Source organism: Nocardia sp. A7, assembly GCF_046549215.1.
GTDB lineage: Bacteria > Actinomycetota > Actinomycetes > Mycobacteriales > Mycobacteriaceae > Nocardia.
This window is the reverse complement of sequence record NZ_JAJPWE010000001.1, coordinates 143,223-160,013: the sequence shown is the minus strand read 5'-3', so window position 1 is coordinate 160,013 and position 16,791 is coordinate 143,223. Positions and strand designations below refer to the sequence as shown.

General features: G+C 67.1%; 16 protein-coding genes and 1 pseudogene. 12 read left to right on the top strand and 5 right to left on the bottom strand.

Annotated features, from left to right (window positions below):
• Nucleotides 1-2 precede the first annotated feature (2 nt).
• The 10 genes and pseudogenes from ACLJPD_RS00690 (at nucleotide 3) to ACLJPD_RS00645 (ending at nucleotide 9,517) form a co-directional block, all read left to right on the top strand.
• The gene (locus ACLJPD_RS00690; RefSeq protein WP_410869699.1) at nucleotides 3-452 is read left to right on the top strand and encodes a nuclear transport factor 2 family protein; all 450 of its coding nucleotides are present in this window, start codon (nucleotides 3-5) and stop codon (nucleotides 450-452) included.
• A 172-nt stretch (nucleotides 453-624) separates the two neighbouring features.
• Nucleotides 625-1,662: a recombinase RecA gene (recA, locus tag ACLJPD_RS00685; protein ID WP_410869698.1), complete on the top strand. Its 1,038-nt coding sequence runs from the start codon at nucleotides 625-627 to the stop codon at nucleotides 1,660-1,662.
• Nucleotides 1,663-2,086: 424 nt separating this feature from the next.
• Nucleotides 2,087-2,635, top strand: a pseudogene (locus ACLJPD_RS00680) (regulatory protein RecX); the annotation flags it as partial.
• Entirely contained in the window at nucleotides 2,615-2,899 is a 285-nt protein-coding gene (locus ACLJPD_RS00675; protein WP_410871877.1) for a hypothetical protein, read from the top strand. The pseudogene ACLJPD_RS00680 and the gene ACLJPD_RS00675, both read left to right, overlap by 21 nt.
• A 189-nt stretch (nucleotides 2,900-3,088) precedes the next feature.
• Nucleotides 3,089-3,739: an ABC transporter permease gene (locus ACLJPD_RS00670; RefSeq protein ID WP_410871876.1), complete on the top strand. Its 651-nt coding sequence runs from the start codon at nucleotides 3,089-3,091 to the stop codon at nucleotides 3,737-3,739.
• Nucleotides 3,732-4,901, top strand: a complete 1,170-nt coding sequence (locus tag ACLJPD_RS00665) for an ABC transporter ATP-binding protein (protein ID WP_410869697.1) — start codon at nucleotides 3,732-3,734, stop codon at nucleotides 4,899-4,901. The genes ACLJPD_RS00670 and ACLJPD_RS00665 overlap by 8 nt, the downstream gene beginning before the upstream one ends.
• A complete protein-coding gene (locus ACLJPD_RS00660; protein WP_410869696.1) occupies nucleotides 4,898-5,686 on the top strand; it encodes an ABC transporter permease in 789 nt (262 codons plus the stop codon). The genes ACLJPD_RS00665 and ACLJPD_RS00660 overlap by 4 nt, the downstream gene beginning before the upstream one ends.
• The gene (locus tag ACLJPD_RS00655; RefSeq protein ID WP_410869695.1) at nucleotides 5,683-6,663 is read left to right on the top strand and encodes a glycine betaine ABC transporter substrate-binding protein; all 981 of its coding nucleotides are present in this window, start codon (nucleotides 5,683-5,685) and stop codon (nucleotides 6,661-6,663) included. Before ACLJPD_RS00660 ends, ACLJPD_RS00655 begins: the two co-directional genes overlap by 4 nt.
• A 173-nt stretch (nucleotides 6,664-6,836) precedes the next feature.
• Complete coding sequence (locus ACLJPD_RS00650) at nucleotides 6,837-7,697, top strand: 3-hydroxyacyl-CoA dehydrogenase (RefSeq protein WP_410869694.1); 861 nt, start codon at nucleotides 6,837-6,839, stop codon at nucleotides 7,695-7,697.
• A 53-nt stretch (nucleotides 7,698-7,750) separates the two neighbouring features.
• Nucleotides 7,751-9,517 carry an oleate hydratase gene (locus ACLJPD_RS00645; RefSeq protein WP_410869693.1) on the top strand — a complete coding sequence of 589 codons (1,767 nt, stop codon included), beginning with the start codon at nucleotides 7,751-7,753 and terminating at the stop codon, nucleotides 9,515-9,517.
• Nucleotides 9,518-9,572: 55 nt separating this feature from the next.
• Here the strand turns inward: ACLJPD_RS00645 and ACLJPD_RS00640 are convergent, their stop codons facing one another.
• The 4 genes from ACLJPD_RS00640 to ACLJPD_RS00625 form a co-directional block, all read right to left on the bottom strand.
• Complete coding sequence (locus tag ACLJPD_RS00640) at nucleotides 9,573-10,463, bottom strand: amino acid ABC transporter permease (RefSeq protein WP_410869692.1); 891 nt, start codon at nucleotides 10,461-10,463, stop codon at nucleotides 9,573-9,575.
• Nucleotides 10,460-11,131, bottom strand: a complete 672-nt coding sequence (locus ACLJPD_RS00635) for an amino acid ABC transporter permease (RefSeq protein ID WP_410869691.1) — start codon at nucleotides 11,129-11,131, stop codon at nucleotides 10,460-10,462. Before ACLJPD_RS00635 ends, ACLJPD_RS00640 begins: the two co-directional genes overlap by 4 nt.
• Nucleotides 11,132-11,223: 92 nt before the next feature.
• Nucleotides 11,224-12,060 (bottom strand): glutamate ABC transporter substrate-binding protein, encoded by an 837-nt coding sequence (locus ACLJPD_RS00630; RefSeq protein WP_410869690.1) that lies wholly within the window; start codon nucleotides 12,058-12,060, stop codon nucleotides 11,224-11,226.
• Nucleotides 12,061-12,096: 36 nt separating this feature from the next.
• Nucleotides 12,097-12,825 carry an amino acid ABC transporter ATP-binding protein gene (locus tag ACLJPD_RS00625; protein WP_410871875.1) on the bottom strand — a complete coding sequence of 243 codons (729 nt, stop codon included), beginning with the start codon at nucleotides 12,823-12,825 and terminating at the stop codon, nucleotides 12,097-12,099.
• A gap of 242 nt (nucleotides 12,826-13,067) precedes the next feature.
• On the opposite strand from ACLJPD_RS00625, the gene miaB reads away from it, so the two are divergent.
• Nucleotides 13,068-14,624, top strand: coding sequence for a tRNA (N6-isopentenyl adenosine(37)-C2)-methylthiotransferase MiaB (gene miaB / locus ACLJPD_RS00620; protein WP_410869689.1), 1,557 nt, complete (start codon nucleotides 13,068-13,070; stop codon nucleotides 14,622-14,624).
• Between the two features lie 89 nt (nucleotides 14,625-14,713).
• Entirely contained in the window at nucleotides 14,714-15,313 is a 600-nt protein-coding gene (locus tag ACLJPD_RS00615) for a hypothetical protein (protein WP_410869688.1), read from the top strand.
• Nucleotides 15,314-15,370: 57 nt separating this feature from the next.
• On the opposite strand, the gene ACLJPD_RS00610 is transcribed toward ACLJPD_RS00615, so the two are convergent.
• The gene (locus ACLJPD_RS00610) at nucleotides 15,371-16,750 is read right to left on the bottom strand and encodes a DUF349 domain-containing protein (protein WP_410869687.1); all 1,380 of its coding nucleotides are present in this window, start codon (nucleotides 16,748-16,750) and stop codon (nucleotides 15,371-15,373) included.
• Nucleotides 16,751-16,791 lie beyond the last annotated feature (41 nt).

The window sequence follows — 16,791 nt, the reverse complement described above, 5'->3', positions numbered from 1 at the left end:
CCGTGCGACCTCCGCTGCCACCCTTCGATCTCGAATCCGCGCGTTCGAAAGTGCGTGCCGCCGAAAACGCTTGGAACACCAGGGATCCCGAACGAGTCGCCGCCGCCTACACCGAGGATTCGGTATGGCGTAACCGTGATGAGTTCTTCACCGGCCATGCCGCGATCGTCGACTTCCTGACCCGCAAATGGTCGACCGAGAACGGCTACGCGTTGCGCAAGGAACTGTGGGCTTTCCACGACAACCGCATCGCCGTGCGCTTCCAGTACGAATGGCACGACGAGTCCGGGCAGTGGTGGCGCAGCTACGGCAACGAGCAGTGGGAGTTCGCGGCGGACGGGCGGATGGCGCGGCGTGAGGCCAGCATCAACGATGTGCGCATCGAGCAAGCGCGGCGGCGGATCTTCGGGCCGCGCGCCGAGGACGACGACTCGGTGCTGCCACAGCACTGACGCGCGGTCTCGCTGCCGGATTGCCGGACTGGGCGGCCGCTTCGCGTGTTGGCGGGCGCGTCGCTTGACTCGAATGGGTGTTCGACTAACCTGGGCGCCAGAACTTGTCGGTGCCGGCCTCTACTGTGGGCGCCAACCAGAGAGACACTCACCTCGAGAAGGGGCACACATCATGGCACCGCAGGCCTACGATCGCGACAAAGCGCTGGAACTGGCACTGGCGCAGGTGGAGAAGAGCTTCGGCAAGGGCGCGGTCATGCGTCTGGGTGAGGAGACGCGTCAGCCGATCGCTGTCATCCCCACCGGCTCCATCGCGCTCGACATCGCGCTCGGCATCGGCGGGTTGCCACGCGGTCGCGTCGTGGAGATCTACGGCCCGGAATCCTCGGGTAAGACCACCGTCGCGCTCCACGCGGTCGCCAACGCCCAGGCCGCGGGCGGTGTCGCCGCCTTCATCGACGCCGAGCACGCCCTGGACCCCGACTACGCCCGCAAGCTGGGCGTCGACACCGACGCGCTGCTGGTCTCCCAGCCCGATACCGGTGAGCAGGCGCTGGAGATCGCCGACATGCTGGTGCGCTCCGGCGCCATCGACATCCTCGTCATCGACTCCGTCGCCGCCCTGGTGCCGCGTGCGGAAATCGAAGGCGAGATGGGCGACAGCCACGTCGGTCTGCAGGCCCGCCTCATGAGCCAGGCACTGCGCAAGATGACCGGTGCGCTCAGCAACTCCGGCACCACCGCCATCTTCATCAACCAGCTGCGCGAGAAGATCGGCGTCATGTTCGGCTCGCCCGAGACCACCACCGGTGGTAAGGCGCTGAAGTTCTACGCCTCCGTGCGCCTGGACGTGCGTCGCATCGAGACCCTCAAGGACGGCACCGACGCGGTCGGTAACCGCACCCGGGTGAAGGTCGTCAAGAACAAGGTCGCGCCGCCGTTCAAGCAGGCCGAGTTCGACATCCTCTACGGCCACGGTATCTCCAAGGAGGGCTCGCTCATCGACATGGGCGTCGAGCACGGCTTCGTCCGCAAGTCCGGTTCCTGGTACACCTACGAGGGTGATCAGCTGGGCCAGGGCAAGGAGAACGCCCGCAAGTTCCTGCTGGAGAACAAGGACGTGTGCGACGAGATCGAGAAGAAGATCAAGGAGAAGCTCGGCATCGGCGCCGTACTGACCGCCGAGGCCGACGCGCCCGCCGACTTCTGACCCGATGACCACGCCGAGCCTCGGCGGCCACCGCGATTCGGCCGACCCGGTCGAAGACATGCGCAGGCAGCTGGCCCGCCTCGGAATCGAGGTCGAGCCCGAGCCGATGACATCGCCCGTGCAGGGCCGTGGCAGGGGCACGGCCGATGGACTCGTCCGGTCGGCTCGTGACAAACGAGCCGACCCGGACGCGGAGAGGATTCGGTCGGGTGCGGGCGATCCGCAGCGCGCGCACCCGACCGGATTCGCCGATGGTGACAAACCACCGCATTTCGCTGCGCGGGTTGGTGATGATCATGAAGAGTGGGGGAGCGAGGGTCGGCGACGACCCCGCGGCGCACGACGCGAACGCAAGTCCGCGCGGCGCGACGAAGTCTCCCTGTCGACCGTCGTCGGTGGTGACGACGGACGGCAGGCGGATCCGGTGGCGGCCGGATCCCAGCCGGGAGAGCCCGACAGGCGGGCCGGCACACGCCGGCTCGCCGCGGGCGACCGTCCCGATGCGACCCTGGAACAGGCCAAGGACGTGTGCCTGCGATTGCTCTCGGTGCGGGCTCGCAGCCGCGCCGAATTGGAGAAGCGCCTCGGCGAGAAGGGGTTCCGCCTCGAGGTGACAGCGGCCGCCCTCGAACGGTTCACCGAAATCGGCCTGATCAACGACGCGTCATTCGCCGAACAGTGGGTCCACGAACGACACACCTACTCCGGCCGGGGCAGAAAGGCACTCCAACGTGAGCTGCGTGAGAAAGGCGTCGCCCCCAACGATGCCGCCGAGGCGTTGTCGACGGTCACCGACGACGCCGAACGAGCCCGCGCCGCCGACCTGGTCCGCCGCAAACTCCGCACCCTGCCCCCGGACCTGGACCGCGACAAAGCGGTCCGCCGCCTCGTCGGCATGCTCGCCCGCCGCGGCTACGACCAGTCCACCGCCTTCGCCGTCGTCACCACCGAACTGGACGAAGCGGGGTTCGAGCACACCCCGCCCCGCCCAGCCCGCGCTGTCTCCGAGAACGAGCCGACCGAACCGGATGCTGCCCGCCGTTCGACCGGGCGCCCGACTCCTGGCGACGAACAGGCCGCCATCGACCTGGTCCGGCGCAAACTCCGGTCCATGCCCGCCGATCTGGACCGCACCAAGGCCACCCGGCGCCTGGTCGACATGCTGGCCCGCCGCGGGTACAGCCCAGCCACGGCCTTTGCGATCGTGAAAGCCGAACTGTCGCAGGCGCAGCGATGAGCACTGAAATTGCGCGCGGGTTGTTCGCGGGGCGTAGGATGACCGCGCCGGTGAAACATGTTTTCGCGCAGGTAGATTCGCCGCCTCGATGATGCGGTGGATGTGGGGACGGGATGTTTCACCCGATTCGGGGTGGGCACTCCGGGGAGCAGGGCCGTAGGCGGCCGCCGAACGACGGGGAGGTCAGCCCTGGACGCGTTGTGGTCGTTTGTGGTGAACCGGCGAGAACAACTGCTGGTCGATTCTTACCTTCACGTGTCCGCGGTGGTGCAGTCGCTGGTGATCGGGACCGTGATCGCGGTGGCGCTCGGGGTGCTGGTGTACCGGAGTCCGCTCGGGTCCGCCGCCGCTACCGCTACGGCGGGGGCGATTTTGACGGTGCCCTCGTTCGCGCTGCTCGGGCTGCTGATCCCGTTTCTCGGGCTCGGTGTCGCGCCGACGATCGTGGCCTTGGTGCTGTACGCGCTGCTGCCGATCCTGCGCAATACCGTGCTCGGATTGTCGTCGGTGGATCCGGCGGTGACCGATGCCGCGCGCGGTGTCGGCATGAACCGGTTGCGGCTGCTGACCAAGATCGAACTGCCACTCGCCTGGCCGTCCATTCTCACCGGCATGCGGGTCAGTACCCAGATGATCATGGGCATCCTGGCGCTGGCGGCCTATGCGAAGGGCCCCGGCCTCGGCAACGTGATCTTCTCCGGGCTCTCCCGGCTCGGCAGCCCGAACGCGGTGCCGCAGGCGCTCACCGGCACGGTCCTCATCGTCGTGCTCGCACTCGCACTCGACGGCGTCCTTGTTCTGCTCGGACGGCTCACTATTCCGAGGGGAATTCGTGACTGACATCGAAACCACCAACGCGGCGACGGCTGCCGCGGTCTCCGGGGTCGAGATCGTCCTCGACCGGGTCACCAAGCGTTATCCCGAACAGCCCGAACCCGCGGTCGACGAGGTCTCCATGACCATCCCGGCCGGGGAGGTCGTGGTGTTGGTCGGCCCCTCCGGCTGCGGCAAGACCACCACCATGCGGATGATCAACCGGCTGATCGAACCCACCTCGGGCACCGTCACCATCGGCGGCCGCGACGCGAGCGCGATCGACGCCGACGAATTACGCCGCGGCATCGGCTATTCGATCCAGCAGGCCGGACTGTTCCCGCACATGACCGTCGCCAAGAACATCGCCACGGTGCCGGGCCTGCTCGGCTGGGACCGGCGCCGCACCGCTGAGCGCACCGACGAGATGCTCACCCTCGTCGGCCTCGACCCCGACACCTACCGCAACCGCTACCCCCGCCAGCTGTCCGGCGGACAGCAGCAGCGCATCGGTGTGGCCAGGGCGCTGGCGGCGGACCCGCCGGTCCTGCTGATGGACGAGCCGTTCGGCGCCGTCGACCCGATCACCCGCGCACTGCTGCAGGACGAATTGCTCCGCCTGCAAAGCGAACTCGGCAAGACCATCGTCTTCGTCACCCACGACTTCGGTGAGGCGGTGAAGCTGGGCGACCGCATCGCCGTGCTCGGCGACCGCTCCCGCATCCTGCAGTACGACACCCCCGCCGCGATCCTGGCCGCCCCCGCCGACGAGACGGTCGCCGGATTCGTCGGCGCCACCGCCACCATCGACCGCCTCAGCCTCGCCGTTCTCGCCGACCTCGACCTGGACCAGGGTGTCACCGCCACCGACGACACCACCCCCACGGCCTTGGCCACCACCCTGCGCGACGCGGACCGCACCTGGGGCATCGTGCTCGACCCGCAACGCCGCCCGACCCGGCGGGTGAGGACCGACGAACTCGCCCACGCGGATTCACTGCGTGACCTCGGCACCCCGATCGGCACCACCCTCCCCGCCGACGCCACGCTCCAGGACGCACTCGCCGCGCTGCTCACCGAACGCACCGCCTCCGCCGTCGTTGTCGACAACACCGGCGCGTATACCGGGATCGTCACCGTCGACACGCTGATCAACCACCTCGCCGCGACCGAAACGGCGCCGGCATGACAGCCGGTGCGATCATCGATGCGCCCGCGGTGACAGCGGCCCCCGCCACCCAGCGCCGGGCCGAATTCCTGCGGCTGCTCGCCCAGCCGGTGATCGTGGCGATCCTCACCGTCGGTGTGCTCGTCTGGGCGTTCCGGCGCGATCTCACCGTCACCCAGCAGGCCAGCATCAGCGTGCGCAATGTCGCCCAGGTGACCTGGCAGCACATCCTGATCACGGCAGCCGTGGTGCTCATCGTCGTCGTGGTGGCAGTGCCGCTCGGGACCTTGCTCACCCGGCACCGATTCCGCCGTCTCGCACCGTTTTTCGTCGGCATCGCCAATATCGGGGCCTCGGCGCCCGCGATCGGCCTGATCGTGCTGTGTTATCTGGTCACTCGCACCACCGGGTTCTGGGTGGGTGTCGCGCCGATCGCGGTCACCGCGCTGCTGCCGGTGCTGCGCAACACCATCCTGGGTTACCAGCAGGTCGACCCCGACCTGATCGACGCGGGCAGGGGACAGGGCATGTCGGCCGGACTCGTCCTGCGCCGCATCGAGTTCCCGCTTGCCGTGCCCTACATTCTGGCGGGCCTGCGGACCTCGTTGGTGCTGGCCGTCGGCACGGCGACCCTGTCGTTCATGGTGAGCGCGGGCGGACTCGGCATTCTCATCGATACCGGCTACAAGTTGCGCGACACCGTCACCCTGACGCTCGGGGCAGTGCTCGCCGTCGCGCTGGCACTGTTCGTCGACTGGCTGGGCGCACTGGCCGAACAGTTCCTCGGCCCGAGGGGGTTGCGGTGAGGTTCACCGGATTGTTGCGTGGGCTCGCCCCGGTCCTGAGTGTGCTGGTGCTCGCGAGTTGTGGCCTGCAGTCGGGTGGTTCGGTGCCACTGGCCGTCGGGCCGGGCAGCATCACGCCGGTGCCCGAACTCGACGGTGTCGCGGTCACGGTGGGCTCCAAGGATTTCACCGAGGCCAACATCCTCGGCTACATGATCGAATTCGCACTGACCGCCGCGGGCGCGAATGTGCGTGACCTGACCAATATCCAAGGCTCCAACAGCTTGCGTGACGCGCAACTGAACGGCCAGATCGATATCGCCTACGACTACACCGGCACCGGCTGGATCAACTATCTCGGCAAGGAGAAGCCGATCCCGACCGAGGCCGCCCAGTTCGAGGCGGTCCGCGACGCCGACCTCGCCGAACACAACATGGTGTGGGCGGCGATGGCACCGATGAACAACACCTACGCGCTCGTCACGAGTAAGGGCACCGCCGAGGAAACCGGGGTGCGCACCCTGTCGGACTACGCCGCACTCGTCGCGAAGGATCCCGGCGCCGCGACCACCTGTGTCGGCACCGAGTTCAATGTCCGCCCGGACGGCTATCCCGGACTGGCAGGCGCCTACGGGATCGATCTCGAGAAAGCGCAGCGTCAGATCGTCCAGGACGCGCTCGTCTACCAGGCCACCGCCGACGCGAAACAGTGCCGCTTCGGCTCGGTCGCCGCCACCGACGGGCGCATCCCCGCCCTCGAATTGGTACTTCTCGAAGACGACAAGGCCTTCTTCCCGAAGTACAACGCGTCGCTGGTCATGCACCGCGACTTCGCCGACGCCCATCCCCAGGTCGTCGAGGTGATGGCCCCGATCTCGGCGCGCCTCACCAACGAGGTGATCACCGAACTCAACCGTCAGGTCGACATCGACGGCCGCGAACCCGCCGATGTCGCCCGCGACTGGATGGTGGCGCAGGGCTTGGTCACCGCGGGCTGAGCCACCGCGGCGGTTTGCCGAACTGTTACCGGCATCGCGCCCGAGATGTCCGGAACACGTGGGTCGCGCACACCACAGCCTCAGCTTCGCGGGCCATGATGGACGGCGGTAGAGACAACCGGAAACCGCGACGCGGAGCGGTGGGGGCCGCGTCCAGACTGGGAGGCCGACGCATGACCATCGCATTCCGCAAGGTGACAGTACTCGGAACGGGGGTGCTCGGATCCCAGATCGCCTTTCAGACCGCATTCCACGGATTCGACGTCACCGCATACGACATCAATGACGCGGCGCTCACCGCCGCGCGCACCCGTTTCGACGAACTTGCCACCGTGTACCAGCAGGACGTGGCGGGCGCAGATGCCAGCAACACCACAGCGACCGCGGCGGGCATCACCCTGACCGCCGACCTGGCCACCGCGGCGGCCGAGGCTGACCTGATCATCGAGGCGGTGCCGGAGGTACTCGAGATCAAACGCGACCTGTACGGCAAGCTCGGTGTGCTCGCGCCCGAACGGACCGTGTTCGCGACGAACTCCTCGACGCTGCTGCCCAGTGACATCGTCGACTACACCGGGCGCCCTGATCGGTTCCTGGCGTTGCACTTCGCCAACCACGTCTGGAAGTTCAACACCGCCGAGGTCATGGGCACCGAGCGGACCGATCCGGCGGTGTTCGCCGCGGTGGTCGAGTTCGCGAAGGCCATCGGCATGGTGCCGATCGAATTGCACAAGGAGAAGGCGGGTTATGTCCTCAACTCGCTGCTGGTGCCGTTCCTGAACTCCGGCATCGAGCTCGCCGCAGGCGGATACGCCGAACCCGCCGCCGTCGACGAGACCTGGCGGATCGCCACCGGCGCGCCCATGGGCCCGTTCCAGATCCTCGACATCGTCGGCCTGACCACCCCGTACAACATCTTGAGCAACGGCGACGACGATCACAAGAAGCTCGCCATTTGGCTCAAGGAGAACTACATCGACAAGGGCAAGCTCGGCGCCGCCACAGGAGAGGGCTTCTACCGCTACACCGCGTAGTCGCGCACAGCGCACCGTCCCGCTCGACCTTCCTGATCGGACAGAGGAGTCGGATGTACTACAGCAATGGCAACTACGAAGCGTTCGCTCGGCCGCGCAAACCCGAAGGCGTCGACGGCAAATCGGCCTGGTTCGTCGGGGCCGGGCTGGCCTCTCTCTCCGGCGCGGCGTTCCTCATCAGGGATGGGCAATTGGCCGGCGAGAAGATCACCGTCCTCGAACGGCTGACACTGCCCGGCGGCGCACTCGACGGCATCAAGGAACCGAAGAAGGGTTTCGTCATCCGCGGCGGCCGCGAGATGGAGAACCACTTCGAATGTCTGTGGGATCTCTACCGTTCGGTGCCGTCGATGGAGATCGAGGGCGCCAGTGTGCTCGACGAGTTCTACTGGCTCAACAAGGACGACCCGAACTCCTCCCTGCAGCGGGCCACGGTGCAACGCGGGCAGGACGCGCACACCGACGGGCTGTTCACGCTCACCGATCGCGCGCAGAAGGACATCGTGAAGGTGTTCCTCGCCACCCGTGAGCAGATGGAGAACAAGCGCATCGATGAGGTGTTCGGCGCGGATTTCCTGGCGAGCAACTTCTGGCTGTACTGGCGCACCATGTTCGCGTTCGAGGAATGGCACAGTGCGCTCGAGATGAAGCTGTACCTGCACCGGTTCATCCATCACATCGGTGGCCTGCCCGACTTCTCCGCGTTGAAGTTCACCAAGTACAACCAGTACGAGTCGTTGGTGTTGCCGCTGTACCGGTGGCTGCTCGACCAAGGCGTGCGGTTCCGTTTCGACACCGAGGTCACCGACGTCGACTTCGACATCTCCGGTCCACGCAAACAGGCAACGCGCCTGCACTGGATCGCCGACGGTGTCGCCGGTGGCGTCGACCTGACCACCGACGATCTGCTGTTCGTCACCATCGGCTCGCTCACCGAGAACTCGGACGAGGGCGATCAGCGCACTGCGGCCAGGCTCGACGAAGGACCGGCCCCGGCCTGGGATCTGTGGCGACGCATTGCCGCCAAGGACCCGGCGTTCGGCCACCCCGACGTGTTCGGCGGCCACATTCCGCAGACCAAATGGGAATCGGCCACGGTCACCACGCTCGACGAGCGGATCCCGCGTTACATTCAGAAGATCTGCAAGCGTGACCCGTTCAGCGGCAAGGTGGTCACCGGCGGCATCGTGACCGTGCAGGACTCGTCCTGGCTGATGAGCTGGACGGTGAACCGGCAGCCGCACTTCAAGCAGCAGCCCGCCGATCAGATCGTGGTGTGGGTGTACGCGCTGTTCGTCGACCGGCCCGGCGATTTCGTGAAGAAGCCGATGCAGGACTGCACCGGCGCGGAGATCACCCAGGAATGGCTGTACCACCTGGGCGTTCCCGAAGCCGAGATCCCGGAGATGGCTGCCGACGCCGCGCTGTGCGTGCCGGTGATGATGCCGTATGTCACCGCGTTCTTCATGCCGCGCCAAGCTGGTGACCGGCCTGACGTGGTGCCCGCAGGCGCGGTCAACTTCGCCTTCATCGGCCAGTTCGCGGAGACCACCCGCGACTGCATTTTCACCACCGAGTACTCGGTGCGCACCGGCATGGAGGCGGCCTACACGCTGCTCGATATCGAGCGGGGAGTACCGGAGGTGTTCGGCTCCACCTACGACATCCGGTCACTCCTGGCGGCGACCAGCCGGTTGCGCGACGGTGAGGAGATGAGCCTGCCCGGACCGGAGTTCGTCCGTCACCGACTGCTGAAGAGGCTCGACGACACCGAGATCGGGCCGCTGCTGCGCGAATTCGGCCTCATCGGCGAGGATTAGGAAACGACAGCGGGGCCCGATCCGATCGGATCGGGCCCCGCTGTCGTGGGGGTGATTACTTCTTGGTGATGTCGACGCCCGGCGCGGCGTCGGTGAGGATCGAGTCGGCGGCCAGTACGGTGCCACCGCTCTTCTTCCGGGACCGCAACCGCTTTTCGAGGGTGGTGGCCAGGAAGCTCAGCGCCATGTTGAGCGAGATCATGATCAGCGCGATGACGATCAGCGCGGGGATCGTGTTCTGCAGCGACGCGCCCTCTTGCTGACCCGACCGCACCAGCTCCACATAGGTGATCTGGTAGCCCAGCGCGGTGTCCTTGAGGACAACGACCATCTGTGAGACCAGAGCGGGCAGCATCGCGGTCACGGCCTGCGGCAGCAGGATCAACCGCATGAGCTGGTTCTTGCGCAGACCCAGTGCCATCGCGGCTTCGGTCTGTCCCGTGGGCAGGGACTTGATGCCTGCCCGCACGATCTCGGCGATGACCGCGGAGTTGTAGATGATCAGCGCGATGACCACCGCGGCCAGCGCGAGCTGATCGGACGGGAACAGGTCGTAGTCGCCGAACACCGCGAACAGGAAGATCATCAAGATCAACACGGGGATGGCACGGGCGAGCTCGACGATCGTGCCCGCCACCCAGCGCACCCACGCGTGGTCCGACAGGCGCAGGATCCCGAAGATCATGCCGAAGAACACCGAGCCGACGATCGAGATCGCGGCGGCGGTGAGGGTGCCTTCCAGACCGGGCAGGAGATAGGTTTCCCAGATCTCGGCCTCGAGGAACGGTTTCCACTTGGCCGCGGTGAACTGGTCCTTGTCGGCGAAGGCGTCGTAGAGCCACCAGCCCGCGAAGACCAGCACGACGACGACCAAGACCGAGTACAGGTTGTGCCGCAGCCGCGCGCGAGGCCCGGGTGCGTCGAACAGAACCGAAGCGCCGCTCATCGTGCCACCTCGTATCGCTTGGCCAGCCAGCCGAAGAACAGCCCGGTCGGCAGGGTGAGGACGACGAAGCCGAGCGCGAAGATCGCACCGATAGTGAGAATGGCGGCTTCGTTCTCGATCATCGCGCCCATCAGGTACGCGGCTTCGGCGACGCCGATGACGGAGGCGACCGTCGAGTTCTTGGTCAGCGCGATCAGCACACTGCCCAGGGGCGCGATGACGGCCCGGAAGGCTTGGGGCAGCACGATCAAGCGGAGGTTCTGGGCGAATCCGAAGCCCAGCGATCGGCCCGCTTCGGACTGGCCGATCGCGACGGTATTGATGCCCGACCGCAGCGACTCGCAGACGAAAGCGGCGGTGTAGACGCTGAGTCCGATGATCGCCCAGCGATAGTTGATGACCTTGATCTCGTCGCTGCCGAGTTTCCACCCGAGGGTGCTGTACAGGCCGAGCGAGGTGAATACCAGGATCAGGGTGAGCGGGGTGTTACGGAAGACCGCTACATACGCCGCGCCGATCCCGCGCGCGACCGGAATCGGGGACACGCGCATGCCGGCGACGACGGTACCGATGACGAGCGCACCGATCGCCGAGAAGAAAGTGAGTTTGATGGTTACCCAGAACGCATCGAGGATTTGGTTGTCATACCTCGAGATCAGGTCGAACACGGACGCGCGTCCTCCGATCGGTGTGAAGGCCTGCAGGACAACACCGCATCGGTGACCCGGGAATCCCCGGGTCACCGACGATCAGTGGTTGATCAGTAGCGGTCGACGGTCGGCGGTGCGGGCACCGCGATACCGGTACCCGCGAAGTTCTTCTCCTGCGCGGCCTTCCACGAACCGTCATCGATCATCGCCTGGATGGCGTCGTTGACCTTGCCGCGAAGCTCCGAATCGCCCTTCTTCAGGCCGATGCCGTACTTCTCGGTGGTGAAGGGCTTGTTCACCAGCTTGAAGGTGCCGGGGGACTGCGCCGCGTAACCGGCGAGGATCACGTTGTCGGTGGTGACCGCGTCGATCGCGCCGCTACGCATCGCCTCGATGCACAGCGAGTAGGTGTCGTAGGTCTGCAACTGCGCCTGGGGGAAGTTCTTCTCGATGTTCTGGGCCGGGGTGGAGCCCTTCACCGAGCAGACCTTCTTGCCCGTCAGGGAGTCGGGTCCGGTGATGTCGGTGTTGGCTGCAGGCACCAGCAGGTCCTGGCCCGCGATGTAGTACGGGCCGCCGAAATCGACCTTCTCCTTGCGCTTGTCGTTGATCGAGTAGGTGGCCACGACGAGGTCGACCTGGCCGTTCTCGATCAGGGTCTCGCGCTGCGCCGACGGCGACTCCTTGAACGTGAGGTTCTCCGGCTTCACGCCGAGCTTGTCGGCCACGTACTTGGCGACATCGACGTCGAAGCCGCTGTAGGTGCCGTCGGTATTGCGCAGGCCCAGACCCGGCTGATCGAACTTGATGCCGACGGTCAGCTTGCCGTCCTTGGCGTTGTCCAGGGCCGACTTGTCGTCACCGCCGCCACAGGCCGCGGTGACGGTGGCTGCCATTACCAGTGCCGCTGCGCCGATTCCGACGCGCATCGCACGATTGATCCTCATGGGTTTCCTTCTCCTTGTGACAAATGCTGCTGCGAGTCAGTGACTGAGAATCTTGCCGAGGAAGTCCCTCGCGCGTTCGGATTTCGGTGCGGTGAAGAATGTTTCGGGTGCGGTGTCCTCGACGATCTCACCGTCGGCCATGAACAGCACGCGATCGCCTGCCCGGCGCGCGAAGCCCATCTCGTGGGTGACCACGAGCATGGTCATGCCTTCCTTGGCCAGCGCCACCATCACGTCGAGCACCTCGTTGACCATCTCGGGGTCCAGCGCCGAGGTCGGCTCATCGAACAGCATGACCTTGGGGTCCATCGCCAGCGAGCGGGCGATGGCCACCCGCTGCTGCTGACCGCCCGAGAGCTGGGCCGGGTACTTGTCGGCCTGGTTGGCGATGCCGACGCGCTCGAGCAGGGCCATGGCGTGCTTGCGCGCCTCGTCCTTCTTCTTCCCGCGTACCTTCGTCGGCGCCAGCATGACGTTCTCGACGATGGTCTTGTGCGCGAACAGGTTGAACGACTGGAAGACCATGCCGACGTCGGCGCGCAGCGCGGCGAGTGCCTTGCCCTCGTCGGGCAGTGCGACGCCGTCGATGGCGATGTCACCGGAGTCGATCGGTTCGAGGCGATTGATGGTGCGGCACAGGGTCGATTTCCCCGAACCCGACGGGCCAAGGACGATCACGACCTGCCCACGGGGCACTTCGAGGTGGATATCGCGCAGGACATGGAGCTCACCGAAGTGTTTTTCCACGCTGCGCATCGAGATCATCGGCGGAGCAGCGACAGCGGCTGCGGCGTCGGCGTTCCCGGTCGCGGGTGCGGCGTCGTCGGTCATGGTGAGAAACCTTATGTCCATTCTGGAGAATTGCCCGGCTTTCGCGGACATGCCGGTGGCGGCACGCCGAAACGACACCTGCTGGTAACCCGGTGGCTGCCCGTTACCTTTGCGTATTATCGCCCGAACCCAACCGTGACGCGCGTCACAGTCGGGGCTGCCCGTACCCTGGACAGGTGGATTCGACGGTTCAGGACGCGACCGAGGGCGCGACGCAGCGCAGCTCCGGGACGCAGCGTAGCTATGAGGTTCGCACATTCGGCTGCCAGATGAACGTGCACGACTCCGAACGCTTGTCCGGTCTGCTCGAGGACGCGGGCTATACGAAAGCCGCCGCCGGGGAGACGCCCGACCTGATGGTGTTCAACACCTGTGCGGTGCGCGAGAACGCCGACAACAAGCTCTACGGCACCCTCGGTCAGCTGGTCCCGGTGAAGCAGGGGCGCCCCGGCATGCAGATCGCCGTCGGCGGCTGTCTGGCGCAGAAGGACCGCGAGACCGTGGTGCGCAAGGCGCCGTGGGTCGACGTGGTGTTCGGCACCCACAACATCGGTTCGCTGCCGGTGCTGCTCGAGCGGGCCCGGCACAACGAGACCGCCCAGGTCGAGATCCTCGAATCGCTCGAGGCGTTCCCGTCGACGCTGCCCGCCAAGCGCGAGTCGGCGTACGCGGGCTGGGTGTCGATCTCGGTGGGCTGCAACAACACCTGCACGTTCTGCATCGTGCCCGCGCTGCGCGGCAAGGAAGTGGATCGCCGCCCCGGCGACGTGCTCGCCGAGGTTCAGGCACTGGTCGACCAGGGCGTGCTCGAGGTGACGTTGCTCGGTCAGAACGTGAACTCCTACGGCGTGAACTTCGTCGATCCCGAACAGCCGCGCGACCGGGGCGCCTTCGCGCAACTGCTGCGCGCGACCGGACAGATCGAGGGTCTCGAACGCGTGCGGTTCACCTCCCCGCATCCCGCGGAGTTCACCGACGACGTCATCGAGGCGATGGCGGCCACCCCCAACGTCTGCCCGCAGCTGCACATGCCGCTGCAATCGGGTTCGGACCGGGTGCTCAAGGCGATGCGCCGTTCCTACCGCAAGGAACGCTTCCTCGGCATCATCGACAAGGTGCGCGCCGCGATGCCGCACGCGTCGATCACCACCGACATCATCGTCGGTTTCCCCGGCGAGACCGAGGAGGACTTCCTCGAGACCCTCGACGTGGTCCGGCGCGCTCGCTTCACCAGCGCCTACACCTTCCAGTACTCCAAGCGTCCCGGCACCCCGGCCGCCGAACTGCCCGATCAGCTGCCCAAGGCAGTCGTGCAGGAACGCTTCGAACGGCTGATCGCACTGCAGGATCAGATCTCCTGGGAGAACAACCAGTCGCTCATCGGCACCGAGGTGGAACTGCTCGTCGCCGAGGGCGCGGGCAAGAAGAACGCGGTGACCGCGCGGATGAGCGGACGTGCGCGCGACGGCAGGCTCGTGCACTTCCGTCCCGGTGACGTGACCGGTATCCGGCCGGGCGACATCGTCACCGTCGACATCACCGAGGCGGCCCCGCACCACCTCATCGCCGACAGCGCGGTGAGGTCGCATCGGCGCACCGCGGCCGGTGACGCGCACGAACGCGGTATCACGCCCAAAACGGCGCCGATCGGGGTCGGCCTCGGGCTGCCCCGCATCGGCGCACCGGTCGTCGAGACGGTCGAGAGCGGCTGTTCGACGGGCTGCGCATCGTGAGCGACGACGAATCTACTACCGGTCGTAGTGGGTCGGCTGCGGACGGCGCGTCCGGTGATGGCACAGTGGGACCCGCCAACGATCAGCCTGTGGACAGGAGCGGACACGCGGTGAACCCGGCGCGCAACGACCAGGACTTCGAACAATTCCGCGGTGAACTCGACGCTGTCGAGCGCCGCATCGCCGGTGAGATCGACCCCGGCGCGCGGGCGCTGGTGGTGGCGGGCGCGGTCTTCGCGCTGCTGATCTCGCTCGTCCTGCCGACCGCGGGCACCGCGCGCGGCTTCGACGTGCTGCTCGACACCGAGGCCGCGGGCGTCGAGCACATCGGCCTGCCGTCGCGGATCTTCGTGTGGTTCGTCATCGTCTTCGGTGTCGGCTTCTCCCTGCTGGCGCTGACCACCCGCCGCTGGGTGCTGGCCTGGCTCGCCTGCGCGGGATCCGCTGTCGGCTCCGTGTTCGGCGTGCTCTCGATCTGGCATCGCCAGACCCCCGGCCTCGGCAACTACGAGGGTGCGGGCCCCGGCATCGGCCTGATTTTGGGCACTCTCGCGATCATGGTGCTGACCTTCCACTGGGTCCGCGTCGTCTGGAGCCGCACCGCCGTGCAGCTCGCGGCGGAGGAACAGCGTCGCAATGCGGCACGCGAAGCCGAGGACCGCGACCGAAAGCGCCTCACCGGCGAATAGTCTTGGGAGACAAAGAAACCCCCGACCGTAGCGGTCGGGGGTTTCTTCACTTCTCACTCACAGATTGCTGACGGCGCCTTCCGCGGCCTCGGCCCATTCGCGCCACTGCTTGGCCTGCTCGAGTGCCTTCTCCGCATCGCGCTTCTTGCCCGCCGCGGTGGCCTTGGCGGCCTGGTCCTCGAACTGGGCGACCCGCTCGCGGAACTGCGCGGCCCGCGCGACCGCTTCGGGATCGGAGCGGCGCCATTGCTGATCGGCCGCGTCGCGGACCCGCTTCTCGATGGCGCGCAGCTTGGCTTCCAGCTCCTGCATGCGTTCGCGGGGCACCTTGCCGATGGCGTCCCACTTGTCCTGCAGCTCGCGCAGCGAGTTGCGGGCGGCGTCAACGCCGTTGGCCGGGTCGATGTGCTCGTAGGCGGCGAGCAGTTCCAGCTTGGCGGCGGCGTTGTGGTCGAATTCGGCGTCGCGCTCGGAGACCGCCGCGTTGCGGGCGGCGAAGAAAACGTCCTGGGCGCTCTTGAACCGCCGCCACAGCGACTCGTCGGCCTCGCGCGGTGCCCGGCCCGCGGCCTTCCACTCCGACAACAGGTCGCGGAACACCGCGGCGGTGCCGGTCCAGTCGGTGGAGTCGGCCAGTTCCTCGGCGCGCACGCACAGCTCTTCCTTGCGCGTCTTGGCGGTGGCGCGTTCGCGGTCGAGGTCGGCGAAGTGGGCACCGCGACGGCGGTTGAACGCCTCGCGGGCCTTGGAGTAGCGCTTCCACAGCGCGTCGTCGACCTTGCGATCGACCCCGCGGATCGACTTCCACTCGTCGAGGATCTCGCGCAACCGGTCGCCCGCGGCCTTCCACTGGGTGGACTCGGCGGCGATCTGCTCGGCCTCGGCGGCGAGGGCTTCCTTGCGCTCGGTGTGCTCGTGGCGGGCGCGGTCCTTCTCCTCCTTGGCGTGCGCGGCGGCTTCCTCGGAATGCTCGGTGATGGCCTGCAGGCGGGCCGCGAGACCGTCGAGATCGCCGATGACGGCCGCGGTCGGCAGCGTCTCGGCCAGTGCCAGCGCGGCGGCCTTGGTCTTGCGGGCGTCGGCGCCTGCGGCCAGCCTGGCTTCCAGCAGCGCGACCTCGGTCGCGAGATCGTCGAAGCGGCGACCGAAGTGGGCAAGGCCCTCGGTGACGTCGCCCGCTTGCCAGGAGCCGACGATGCGTTCGCCGTCGGCGGTGCGCACCCAGGCGGTGCCGTCTTCGTCGACCCGACCCCACTTGCCCGGGTCGGTGACGGCAGGCACGATCACGGCGTGCGGATGCGGTTGATCGGGGCCCGGCGCCGGTTTCACGGCATGCGGTTTCGGCGGACGCGGAGCAGTCCCGCCGGGCTTGGGGGTACCGGACGGTCGCGGGGCCGCACCTGGGGTGGGCTTCGCGGTTCCGTTGCTGTCGGTCATTGCTCTCCGTCCCTGCCGCGCGTCACGGCTGCCTGGTTACG

Bases quoted from the DNA above. Each gene is read 5' to 3' on its own strand.
- recA (WP_410869698.1), top strand. From the start codon at position 625: ATGGCACCGCAGGCCTACGATCGCGACAAAGCGCTGGAACTGGCACTG.
- ACLJPD_RS00660 (WP_410869696.1), top strand. From the start codon at position 4,898: ATGACAGCCGGTGCGATCATCGATGCGCCCGCGGTGACAGCGGCCCCC.
- ACLJPD_RS00650 (WP_410869694.1), top strand. From the start codon at position 6,837: ATGACCATCGCATTCCGCAAGGTGACAGTACTCGGAACGGGGGTGCTC.
- ACLJPD_RS00645 (WP_410869693.1), top strand. From the start codon at position 7,751: ATGTACTACAGCAATGGCAACTACGAAGCGTTCGCTCGGCCGCGCAAA.
- ACLJPD_RS00640 (WP_410869692.1), bottom strand. From the start codon at position 10,463: ATGAGCGGCGCTTCGGTTCTGTTCGACGCACCCGGGCCTCGCGCGCGG.
- ACLJPD_RS00630 (WP_410869690.1), bottom strand. From the start codon at position 12,060: ATGAGGATCAATCGTGCGATGCGCGTCGGAATCGGCGCAGCGGCACTG.
- ACLJPD_RS00625 (WP_410871875.1), bottom strand. From the start codon at position 12,825: ATGATCTCGATGCGCAGCGTGGAAAAACACTTCGGTGAGCTCCATGTC.
- ACLJPD_RS00610 (WP_410869687.1), bottom strand. From the start codon at position 16,750: ATGACCGACAGCAACGGAACCGCGAAGCCCACCCCAGGTGCGGCCCCG.